At 42.2% G+C, this 9,668-nt stretch carries 13 protein-coding genes; 3 read left to right on the top strand and 10 right to left on the bottom strand.

All coding sequences use genetic code 11. The features are described from left to right. Positions 1 to 131: 131 nt before the first annotated feature. The 10 genes from G4P69_RS33725 to G4P69_RS33680 form a co-directional block, all read right to left on the bottom strand. Positions 132 to 677: an HAD hydrolase-like protein gene (locus G4P69_RS33725; RefSeq protein ID WP_208344847.1), complete on the bottom strand. Its 546-nt coding sequence runs from the start codon at positions 675 to 677 to the stop codon at positions 132 to 134. A 25-nt stretch (positions 678 to 702) separates the two neighbouring features. After that, the gene (locus G4P69_RS33720; protein ID WP_208344848.1) at positions 703 to 1,218 is read right to left on the bottom strand and encodes a WDGH domain-containing protein; all 516 of its coding nucleotides are present in this window, start codon (positions 1,216 to 1,218) and stop codon (positions 703 to 705) included. Between the two features lie 53 nt (positions 1,219 to 1,271). Further along, positions 1,272 to 1,664: a helix-turn-helix domain-containing protein gene (locus tag G4P69_RS33715; RefSeq protein WP_310833468.1), complete on the bottom strand. Its 393-nt coding sequence runs from the start codon at positions 1,662 to 1,664 to the stop codon at positions 1,272 to 1,274. Positions 1,665 to 1,688: 24 nt separating this feature from the next. Next, positions 1,689 to 2,024, bottom strand: a complete 336-nt coding sequence (locus G4P69_RS33710) for a hypothetical protein (RefSeq protein WP_208344849.1) — start codon at positions 2,022 to 2,024, stop codon at positions 1,689 to 1,691. A 182-nt stretch (positions 2,025 to 2,206) separates the two neighbouring features. Further along, entirely contained in the window at positions 2,207 to 3,004 is a 798-nt protein-coding gene (locus tag G4P69_RS33705; RefSeq protein ID WP_208344850.1) for a hypothetical protein, read from the bottom strand. An 8-nt stretch (positions 3,005 to 3,012) separates the two neighbouring features. After that, a complete protein-coding gene (locus G4P69_RS33700; protein WP_208344851.1) occupies positions 3,013 to 3,630 on the bottom strand; it encodes a hypothetical protein in 618 nt (205 codons plus the stop codon). A 10-nt stretch (positions 3,631 to 3,640) separates the two neighbouring features. Next, entirely contained in the window at positions 3,641 to 4,432 is a 792-nt protein-coding gene (locus G4P69_RS33695) for a TIGR04255 family protein (protein ID WP_208344852.1), read from the bottom strand. An 85-nt stretch (positions 4,433 to 4,517) separates the two neighbouring features. Continuing rightward, the gene (locus tag G4P69_RS33690) at positions 4,518 to 6,404 is read right to left on the bottom strand and encodes an AAA family ATPase (protein WP_208344853.1); all 1,887 of its coding nucleotides are present in this window, start codon (positions 6,402 to 6,404) and stop codon (positions 4,518 to 4,520) included. 52 nt (positions 6,405 to 6,456) lie between these two features. Beyond that, positions 6,457 to 6,723: a hypothetical protein gene (locus G4P69_RS33685; RefSeq protein WP_208344854.1), complete on the bottom strand. Its 267-nt coding sequence runs from the start codon at positions 6,721 to 6,723 to the stop codon at positions 6,457 to 6,459. Positions 6,724 to 6,887: 164 nt separating this feature from the next. Continuing rightward, a complete protein-coding gene (locus tag G4P69_RS33680; protein ID WP_208344855.1) occupies positions 6,888 to 7,169 on the bottom strand; it encodes a hypothetical protein in 282 nt (93 codons plus the stop codon). A 102-nt stretch (positions 7,170 to 7,271) separates the two neighbouring features. On the opposite strand from G4P69_RS33680, the gene G4P69_RS33675 reads away from it, so the two are divergent. The 3 genes from G4P69_RS33675 to G4P69_RS33665 form a co-directional block, all read left to right on the top strand. After that, positions 7,272 to 8,321, top strand: a complete 1,050-nt coding sequence (locus tag G4P69_RS33675) for a hypothetical protein (protein ID WP_208354213.1) — start codon at positions 7,272 to 7,274, stop codon at positions 8,319 to 8,321. Positions 8,322 to 8,374: 53 nt separating this feature from the next. After that, positions 8,375 to 9,238 carry an ERF family protein gene (locus tag G4P69_RS33670; RefSeq protein WP_208344857.1) on the top strand — a complete coding sequence of 288 codons (864 nt, stop codon included), beginning with the start codon at positions 8,375 to 8,377 and terminating at the stop codon, positions 9,236 to 9,238. A 39-nt stretch (positions 9,239 to 9,277) separates the two neighbouring features. Further along, a partial coding sequence (locus tag G4P69_RS33665) for a hypothetical protein (RefSeq protein WP_208344858.1) occupies positions 9,278 to 9,668 on the top strand: 391 nt, incomplete at its 3' end.

Genomic DNA, 9,668 nt, shown 5'->3' with positions numbered 1-9,668 from the left:
AGAAATGGTGGACTATAGCAGATATTGAACCACAATTAAACTCAATAGTTTATTGCCCACATTGCGGCGAAAAGAATACTGTTGTCAGCATTTTGACTCACCAAGAGAAACCCATGAATGAATAGAGTCATTTAATCAATTGTTTGAACTCGCCACTCTACAGCCGGGATAAATCTAATTCCAGCACTCTTGGCGCACTGTTCATCTTCGGGGCGATCGCCAACCATAAAGCAATCTTCAACCAATCCCCCGTACTCTTTTAAAGCGAGTTTAACCATTCCTGGACTAGGTTTTCTGAAACTTGCTATCCATTTAAAGTCATCTTCTGACGAGCGAACAAGGTCAGCATCTTCGTCAACATATTCGGTAATGTTGTCAGGCTCAACTTTATAAGACCTTAATCCATCCATATCTGGACAAAAATAAACTACTTTTATTTGTGGGATTAACTCCATTGTGTAGCGTTGTTCAGCAATGCAGTTATCTAGAGTCTTGTAACCAGACTTTACGCCTCCTTGGTTACTGATTCCTATAATAAACCAGTCTTCGTATTGTGAAATTGCTTCCTTCACCCCAGCAATGATTCTTTGTTTTTTGTAATCATTGCCAATGAATTTTTCACCTTCCTCACTTGGCTCTCTGACTGTGCCATCCAAATCTAAAAAAAGAATTTTCATCTTTGCTGCTACTAGGAAAAAAGGGCTACTCTATTTCTTCAATATTAGTCGTCGTCATCACAAACACTTCAAGCCGTTTGTATTTTTCTGGTGTCGTGTGTCCATCCCATTTGTTCTGTTCCCTCTTAATCCAATTAAACAAAGGCATTTCTTCAATATGAATATGCCAAGTTAGCCAGCCACTTGGAAGTTGAATTGCTACAATATTTCTCCACTCAGTTTCCCATTCTTTATCATCTGCTGGATGTTCCCACAATTCAACTGCGTATCCCTGCAAGAAAGCTAGCTTTGTAGCTAAAGCAAGCACTTTGTTTCGTTCGACGTAGGCTTGGTTTTTCTCAGTAACAGCAGCTAGAAGCCTATCAGGTAATTTTCCATCATCAACAGCTTGTGCAACAATTGCCCCAGCTTGCCTATAAAAACCCTTCCATTCCTCGCTCAAGTCATTCCAAGGTAAAGGTAGTGGAACTGACCCTGTATTAGGGAGGGTGTTTTGTGCTTCATAAAATTTCTTCCCTATTTCTTCTTTAAAGTCATACATACAATTTTTTATTCTCCACAATTGGCTTAAAAAATAAGTTGTAAAATTTTAATTCAATTCGTACTATGCCGTCTTATATCTTTATTGCTTGATTCATAAGCGTGAAACACAGCTACATCCTGTTTATAAGCTGCCTTGATCAAAACGGCAAGCGCATTTGCAACTGCTGGATCTAAGTTCTTGTCAGCTTGCAGTTGCATTGTAATAGCATCGCTGTTATTGACACTAAAAGACTCTGTACTCTTGATTAGTTCAGTGACCGGCACTTGCAGCCAATCACATAGCAATAAAAAGGTTTCCATGTCTGGCATTTTACCGTTTTCTATCCGCGAAAGCGTAGATGGACTGATATTTCCTATCTCAAGAGCGATTTCGTGCAGCGGCAAGCGTCCACGACGAGCGCGAACCATCGTTGCCAATAAGTTAATATCCAGATAGCTTGCCACAGTACTTTCTTGAGAGACGCATGTTTATAGATCCATATCATCGTTCAAGTGGTGTGAATTAGCAATTAAATGTGCTATAAGTTTGTACTCTTCCCACGTCCTAGGATCTTCCTGAGTACCTGTTTTATCAATTCCAGACTCTATATAATTCCTAGTATTTTCATATTTAAAAAAATAGATGGCTAATGGTACTGATGCAACTAAAAACTCTTCGTAGGTTTGCTCTGACCACATTGCGCCATCAACTAATGCTTTTAATAATAGAAATATATGTTCTTTCCCTTCAACCCCTTTAAGGGTTGTTAGCTCTATATCTAAATGTTCAATAGACTCAAGTAATTTTTCTTTTGCTGATTTCATATATATTTACGCTACTCATAAAACTTCGTGGATGCGTCTGGCTGGCGACTAGGGTTGCCCAAAACAACGAGCGATCGCAAGCTCGTTTTGTGAGTAGCATCTTCTTCATTACCACCTGTAACTTCCCAAGCGACAATTTATGCAATTTAAATGTGGAACAGCTTATATATTATCCTAGTTACCTAAATCACTGGTCCCGAAGGCTCAGTGCGATAACTTAAGTGTTCAAAATGGTATACAACCGTGTCACGCATATCGCGAACTGTGAATTCCATTTCGGAGACTGCCTCGCACTTGCGCAAAATCACATTGCCGCAATCCTTTGTCTTTTCTAAAAGATTCGGAAATTCTGTCTTCAGGCTTTGCGCAATGGCTTCAGACATTGTGCGGTATTCATCTTTATCAGTGATGTAAACAACGTAGAGCCAGAGTTCATAAGGTTCTTCAGCAAGAAGTTCATCTTCGGGATCATAAGACAGATTGAAAGACAATATTCCAGAAGAATTTTTCTTGCCTTTCTTTTCAATGTATGCGAAAACTTCACGAAGCCGATCAACAAGGCTATTCGGTAGAGCATGACGACGATATCTAGCCGCCAACCAACTTTGAAGAATCTGCCGGGAATCAGTGAGTCTATAAGACTCATCAGGTTGAACTGCCTCAAGTTTATTTTTGTGTAATGTTAATCTTTTTGAAGCGAGCAGTTCAAGGACAACAAGATTTTCACCGTGTGTGTACTCTAGGTGTAGAGTGCGCGGATTTTTTCCATGTGTGTAATTTCCATTAGGCTGCTGTAGGATGCGAGCAAAGATGAATTCTACAACAGGTTCAACATTCAGATCGTCATTGGCGATATCGCAATCGTGAGATATTGCTATAGCCAGATCAGCATCAGGTGCATCGGTCAATCCCACTACTTGAAAGTTTTTCTGAGCCAGTACGCTACCCTGCCGCCATATGGTGTTTCGAGACCAAGGCATTGCTTGCACTAACTCCTCTCATAGATAGGCACAGAAGAATCGCGCAAAACATCATCAAGCGATTTCAGGTGTTTACCAGAACCCTTAGCTTCACGACGGGTCTGCGCTTCTCTATCGGCTATTGCCTTGAGAGTAGGTAAAGCCGCTATAGGGTCTTCATCTGTCTTGAGTATATCGAGCAAGGAACGCCCATTTAAAATTGGGCGATGTACCAGCTTATCTAGACGGATGATATTTGCCTGCTTAAACTTGTCGGCAGCGCAGGACAATTGCTGAATACGTACTAATGCTTCTCCTTTTGGCTCTTGTCCTGTTAGCCAAGCATAGACAGTAGGACGAGTGACTCCAAGAACAGACGCCAGATCAGACATATTTACAGCAAATACATCACGGATATTCGCGACATGTTCAGCAGGAGAGCGCGTATCAACCGGTATCGCCTTAGATTCGATATGTATAAGCGGATCATGGACCAATCTGCTTATCTCAGCAGCGCTATGCGCGGTAATAATACCACCCGTACCTGCTGTCAAAAACAATAGTGGGGTAAATAATTTGATAGCCGTATAAGAGCTACGGGTGTTTTTAGGTTGAATAAAAGACGAGGGATAAGGGTTTGTTGTCATATTCATAGTCTTAAGCCCACTTTTCTCTAGCGTAGTCAGTTACCGAAACCTTGAAAGCATTTGTGATGATTTCATGTGACTTCAAAAGTTGATTTTCGATTTCTTCAAGATCGAAGTTGTTTCGTTTAACGATGAAATAGTCAGTATCTAACACTGTATTCTGGCAATTAATCTCTCGAAATCGGAGTTGCAGTTCGAGCTGTAACGGAATCAAATCAGGTGACAAAGCTAATGCTCCATTCGTGATAATTGCTCTAGCAACCAAATTGCCGTCCTCAATAGCTGTGACCGTCTCAGTAAAGCTATGGCTTAGACGACCTTCTAGGTTCGCAGAAAAGCCCAGTAAAGATGGGTTCAAGTATTGTTGCAGGGTATCATTATCTATCGGCACAACAGCATTAAGATAACGGAGTCCAATTTTTTCAACATAAGCCAGTTCAACAATTTCGTGAACCAACTTTAAACCGCTTATGGTCTTGTTCAAGAAATCGGCGAAGGTATCGTATGTAGTAGTGTGAAAAACCAAGGCATTCGAGAGCAAAAAGTATCCTTCAGTACGCTGAGTATTTGTAAAACTCCAGCGCGTATGCTGTATAGGCTGAACATCGGGTTGTGCTTCCTCCAGTCGGCGAATTGTAAGTTCAACTTGATTTTCGGCACGAAAGTCAGGGAACCCACTTCGGCGATGGCGTTCCTGCAAACGAGCAACATAATCCGACATTTGGGCAATTGGGTTAAATTGGACTTGAGCCAGTGTGTAGAACACAGGCGCAAGAGTCATTTTCGACGACGCTGTTTTCATATACCCATCAACGATTCCCACGCTTCCACTTTACATCTCATTTTACACTTTTACAAAGCTTTTTCTTGCTCACTATTGATTTAGGCTAGGCATTGCTTGCACCTTGCCTCCCCAAGAGTACATCCAGCCTCATCCTAGTTTCCTCACCCAACAACTGCCACACTGCCTCCTTGAACTCTTTTGTCCAACCTACCATCACGTACTCTAAAACATCAGCATCTATATCTGGATCGCTAAGTATTGTCGCATTATTTATCAGTATCTCTTGATTGACCCCCCCCTCTACTGTTTTGGGGTTAGTGTCTAATATCTCCTGAGATTGAATCACTGTATTAGTTTCAGCAGAATTATTAGACACTTCCTGATTTGGGGCAGGGGGGGGTACTGCTAAGCCAAAAACTTTACACCGGGCATCAGCCTTACTTGGTCGTTTCACGGCTACCCCACGCTGTACAAGCCGGTCAAGAGCTTTGTACACTGATTGCTTGCCGTAGCCAATAGCATTACTGATTTCTTCGGCTGCAAATTTCACCCCTGGCACATTCATCATAAATTCGATGATGCGATCGCCTATTGTCTTGTGTGTAGCATCCTCTTCATTCCCACCTGTAACTTCCCAACGCCCATTGTGAGCATCAAGAGCTAAACGTAAATTTACGCCCATTGAACTTCTACTTTTTGGGGTGGTAAAAATTCTCAAATCTGAATTCTTCTCGCCTTCAAGGAGCCACACAAATGAGCCAGCAGCACCAATAGCGCTACTTCCCCTAATCTTGCCCACTCCTGATTGGTCTTTTGATTTGGTGGTGTGGTGAATGATTAGCAGTGCAGTATTGTGACGAATAGCCATTGCTTGCAACATTTCTACTGAGTGACGACAAGCAGCTGAGTTTTCATCAAAGTTGGGGTCCTTGTGAATGGAACTGAAAGAATCGATCACTGTTAACAATGGTTTTTCAGTCTTCAGTGTTTCTTCCAGCTCGTTCATTTGGCTCATATCCCAATCAAGCATGATGCTGTAATTGTCACTGCCATATATTCCACGATTAATGAATTTGTCTTCTACAAAACATTGTGGTTCATCGCTAGCAACAAACAACACCTTTCCAGTTTTATTTGGTTTTTCACCCAAAAATTCTTCACCAAACAACACACAAGCAGCTGCGTCATAAGCAAGAGTTGTTTTTCCAACACCGGCGGGTCCTGCAAACACAGTCGCACTACCACCAGGTAGCAAGCCAGGAATTACCCAATTCACCCCCTCTGGTTCCAACGCCCTAAACTCAGCCGCAGTGTACCGCCTTGCTTTTTGGGTGGTAGCGCCTGACATTGAAGTAAGCAGCCCTTCAACCTCTCCCTTAGAAATTGAAAACTTGGTGCAAATTTCAGCACGTTTTCTTACTCTTTTAACAGGGTCAGTTATGGTTGATAAAGTTTGTAACTCCAGCTTTAAACGCTCATCGCGGTCAACTGGTACTGGTTTACCTTGAACTTTTTTCAGGGTTTCAATTTGTGTTTCAATCTCGGCTAGAGCATCCCCATCAATTCGCCCTGACTCTACAACACGTTTTAAATTTGCTACAACCAACCGCTCCTGGTGTCGTTCCAGTAATGATACAGCGTGCTGTTCTAAGCATCCTGAATGCACCACAGTATCAAACAATTGTGCCAAGAACAACTGCCCACCAATCGCGTCTAATTTGCCGCTAGCACGTAGTTCTAGGGCAAGTGTTGGCAAGTCAGGTATCTTTCCTTCTTTGTGGCAAGCAAGCATTCCAGCCCACACGATACGGTGTTGTGTCGTACTAAATGCGCATTGGGGAATGTGGGCAACAGTGGAAAATGCATTTGGGCTTAAAAGAACTTCAGCAAGGATTTCTCTCTCTAGTCCAATGTCTTGTAATGTACACAGGGTATGGGCGGAGGCACCCATGCGATTATCTGAGTTTTCTGGTAATGTTTGATTATTCATAGAATGATTACGCCCCCAGCAAGTCTTTTACAACGGCTAGGGGTTTTGATTTTTAGTTATTACTGTTGGGTGCAAGTTTGACTACTGCAAGCATGGTGTCGCGCCATACCTTAAGGTTTTCAATCTCTTCTTCGAGGTGTTGGATTTTTACCTTAAGTTGCTGGTTCTCCTGTTTGAGCTTTTGAAAACGTGGTACGTATTCTTCAATTCGAGCAATCTTGCTAGTAATTCTTTCTATGGCATGAATTTCGCAATACACGCCACTTACCTTTGATAAATCAGGTGGGTTGTTTTGTTCCGACGATGCGATCGCGTTCATTTGCTAAGCTTATTTTGTGTATCTGTCTCGATAATACAATACTTTATCGAGACAGACAACACCCCTAAAAAACATTTAACCCGCCTGATGATTGGCGGGTCTTTCCTTGTTGAGCAGATTTCCTAATTCGTCGCGAAGTCGCCTGAGAGACTCGTTTTCCTCTCTCAGGCGGCTGATTCCCCCACTAGTTGCTTGTTTTTGTTTACCAGTTCATTATTTTCAAGGCTAATTCCTTGAATCTTTTCCTCAACAAGCCTTAGCCGTTGGGTTATCTCTATTAGGCTAGGAACATTTTCTGAAGTATCACTGCTTAAATACTGCTCAATGAACTGCTTAAGAACAGATGTCACTGTTTTGCCTTCTTGGTCGATTTTGTCACTGAACGCTTTTTTTGTTTCTGGATCTATCTCGATTGAGATAAAGGTTCTTGATTTTTTAGCTGTCATAGTCGTTGTCCCATATCTGTCTATCCCTAATCTAGTCTCGAACAATCATGTATTGCAAGGTATCGTTACATTTGTATCGTAAAGTATTGACAAAGTATCGTAATGTCGATCATAATGGATATAACAAAAGACGACCGCTTCAGTCCGACAAACGCCGCGATCGCCTCTTGGGAAAACCCTCACTACAAGGATTTATCTAAACCTATGCTACACCAACATAATCGCGAACATCTTGAGTCTCTTAGTCTCACCGAATTAAAAGCCATTTACAGCCAAACCGGGTCCACCGTCGAAGTTACCGACAAGCGCAGTAAAGCAAGCTGGATTACAGCAATTCTTGACCATCAATCAGCCCAAGTTGAAAAAGTAGCGATCGCTGAGGTTAAGGTTGATGAGCAACCAAAAACCTGTGCCGATTGTCCTCTATTCAAGCCTTTTAACGATGGAACTGGTCGCGGCTTATGCTGTGCTAGTGACCAAGTAGCGCGTGACCATCACAAGCTTACACAAGACTGCTTACATTTAATTGACGAGCAAGCAGTTGCTCAAGCAGAACTAGGCGAGTACATTGAAGCCCAAGCGGAAGCAATTGCACCAGAAAAAGAACTTAGCAGACTTAAACGTGAGCAAGCATCCAAGTCTATTAAAGTTTTAGAAAAACATGGCGATACATACATTGTTTGCAACGAAGAAAATGGAAATCATTACGCGGTTCACCCAAGCCATGAAGACCCTAACGAGCGTTGCGAGTGTGCAGACTGCCACTTTAGAGGTGTTCGATGCAAGCACCAAATTGCAGTAACTTCGTACATTTTGTCTCAAATAAAAGTTACCACTCCTGAAATTGAAATTGATTCAGAACATGACGAAGATTTTGGGGTGTTGTATCGGGTTTGGAATGAGCGGGACTTGATTGGCACTTATTACCAAGCTATCGACGACGGTAAATGGATAGCGCAGCCAAGTTGTAGTGATGAGCGCCCTCGTTGTGATACTGCGGATGAAGCACAATTACTAGTCGTCGCAATTAGTGGCCTGCTGGTAGCTGGTGAACCGGATGATGATGAGGAAGATCTTCTGGATAAACCATTTGATGAACTTACCGTCGAGGATTGGCAGAAGCTTAAGCAGCGAGAATTGTTAGTAGCTTGAGACTCATTAAAATTAAATTAGGGCGGTTAATCATCGCCCATTGGTAAAAAAATATGGAAGCAGCACTCACACCAGAATTAAATAAAGCATTAGCAAAAGCGAAAGCAGATTTTCCAAAAATACTTGAAAATAAAAGGGTCAAAATCCCGACTAAAACAGGTAGAGAAATCAGTTTTACCTACTCAGAGCTAGAAGAAATAGCAGAAGCCGTCACTCCCTCTTTATCAGGTTATGGTTTAGTTTTGGTTTCTCAAACCACCTTTGTAGGTGATAGGTTCTGCTTGGTGACTAGCTTGAGGCATGAGAGCGGGGAATTTATTGCCTCCTACTTTCCCTTGCCATCTGACCCTCACACTGACCCTAAAGAAATAGGGAGCAGAATAAGTTATGGACGACGATATAATACTATTTGCTTGTTAGAGATTACGACCATAGAACCGAGTAATTCTGAGCAGCGAGATGAACAAGTGCGCAAGCTTGGACGTGACCTTAGAAATGAGGTAAAAAAGGAACTTGAAACAGCACCAGGACCAGCACCTAAATCAACTAAATTCAGTAAGGCAGCAGTTTTTACACAACCGCACACAGACTCCACGGCTACGGCTGATTTATATCCTGCCAATAATGAGACGGTCAAAAAAATCAGAACCATCACCAAACATCAACCAGACTGGATTTTTGGGCAGTGTCGCCACTACGGTTATGAGCGCCCAGGAATGATGCCCAAAGAAATTTTAGAAAAGCTAATCACAGATATGTGTGCTGATTGGGCTTATTCATTGAAGTTGGTTAGCTCTTTTCAAGATGCACATCAAGCGGCAAGTGGTGCAATTTCGTTTGCAAATGGTGCAGGACAGCCGATTGTAGAAGCCGTTTTGGAATGGCTAGCAAGATATCAATCGTCTGTTCCCGCTTAAGTAATGACCGCTATTTTATGGGCAAGGGGGAATCAAGCAATGTTTCACGAAATAGATGATTACACAGACAACCAACTTAGCCGAGAGCAAAAAGAATTTATTGTAGGGCAAGTTGCCACACAGATAGACCGTTTAAGCCTTAAGAAACTGGCACTGATAAGCGAACAACCAACCAGGCAAAACAAAATCAAGTACATCGAGAATGAGTTGTATAGACGCTCGATGAATGAAGATACATCAACTGAAGATTTAGTTAAAATTCATGAGGCGTTGGTGTGGTCAGAAACAGAGCAGACAAAGACCGCGATCAGGGATGAAAATTCTCTCAATGCTTGGTTTAACCGCTTAGTACACCTTGGTTTTTCCATCTTGGCTCTGGCGACAATTTCAAGTTATTTAGGGGTAAAAGTGTGTGGGGATAATCGCTCTT

It is taken from the genome of Aetokthonos hydrillicola CCALA 1050, assembly GCF_017591665.1.
GTDB lineage: Bacteria > Cyanobacteriota > Cyanobacteriia > Cyanobacteriales > Nostocaceae > Aetokthonos > Aetokthonos hydrillicola.
Note: the sequence above shows the minus strand (reverse complement) of the source record. Positions and strands in the feature narration are given on the sequence as shown.

Bases quoted from the DNA above. Each gene is read 5' to 3' on its own strand.
- G4P69_RS33725 (WP_208344847.1), bottom strand. From the start codon at position 677: ATGAAAATTCTTTTTTTAGATTTGGATGGCACAGTCAGAGAGCCAAGT.
- G4P69_RS33720 (WP_208344848.1), bottom strand. From the start codon at position 1,218: ATGTATGACTTTAAAGAAGAAATAGGGAAGAAATTTTATGAAGCACAA.
- G4P69_RS33710 (WP_208344849.1), bottom strand. From the start codon at position 2,024: ATGAAATCAGCAAAAGAAAAATTACTTGAGTCTATTGAACATTTAGAT.
- G4P69_RS33705 (WP_208344850.1), bottom strand. From the start codon at position 3,004: ATGCCTTGGTCTCGAAACACCATATGGCGGCAGGGTAGCGTACTGGCT.
- G4P69_RS33700 (WP_208344851.1), bottom strand. From the start codon at position 3,630: ATGACAACAAACCCTTATCCCTCGTCTTTTATTCAACCTAAAAACACC.
- G4P69_RS33695 (WP_208344852.1), bottom strand. From the start codon at position 4,432: ATGAAAACAGCGTCGTCGAAAATGACTCTTGCGCCTGTGTTCTACACA.
- G4P69_RS33690 (WP_208344853.1), bottom strand. From the start codon at position 6,404: ATGAATAATCAAACATTACCAGAAAACTCAGATAATCGCATGGGTGCC.
- G4P69_RS33685 (WP_208344854.1), bottom strand. From the start codon at position 6,723: ATGAACGCGATCGCATCGTCGGAACAAAACAACCCACCTGATTTATCA.
- G4P69_RS33680 (WP_208344855.1), bottom strand. From the start codon at position 7,169: ATGACAGCTAAAAAATCAAGAACCTTTATCTCAATCGAGATAGATCCA.
- G4P69_RS33675 (WP_208354213.1), top strand. From the start codon at position 7,272: ATGTCGATCATAATGGATATAACAAAAGACGACCGCTTCAGTCCGACA.
- G4P69_RS33670 (WP_208344857.1), top strand. From the start codon at position 8,375: ATGGAAGCAGCACTCACACCAGAATTAAATAAAGCATTAGCAAAAGCG.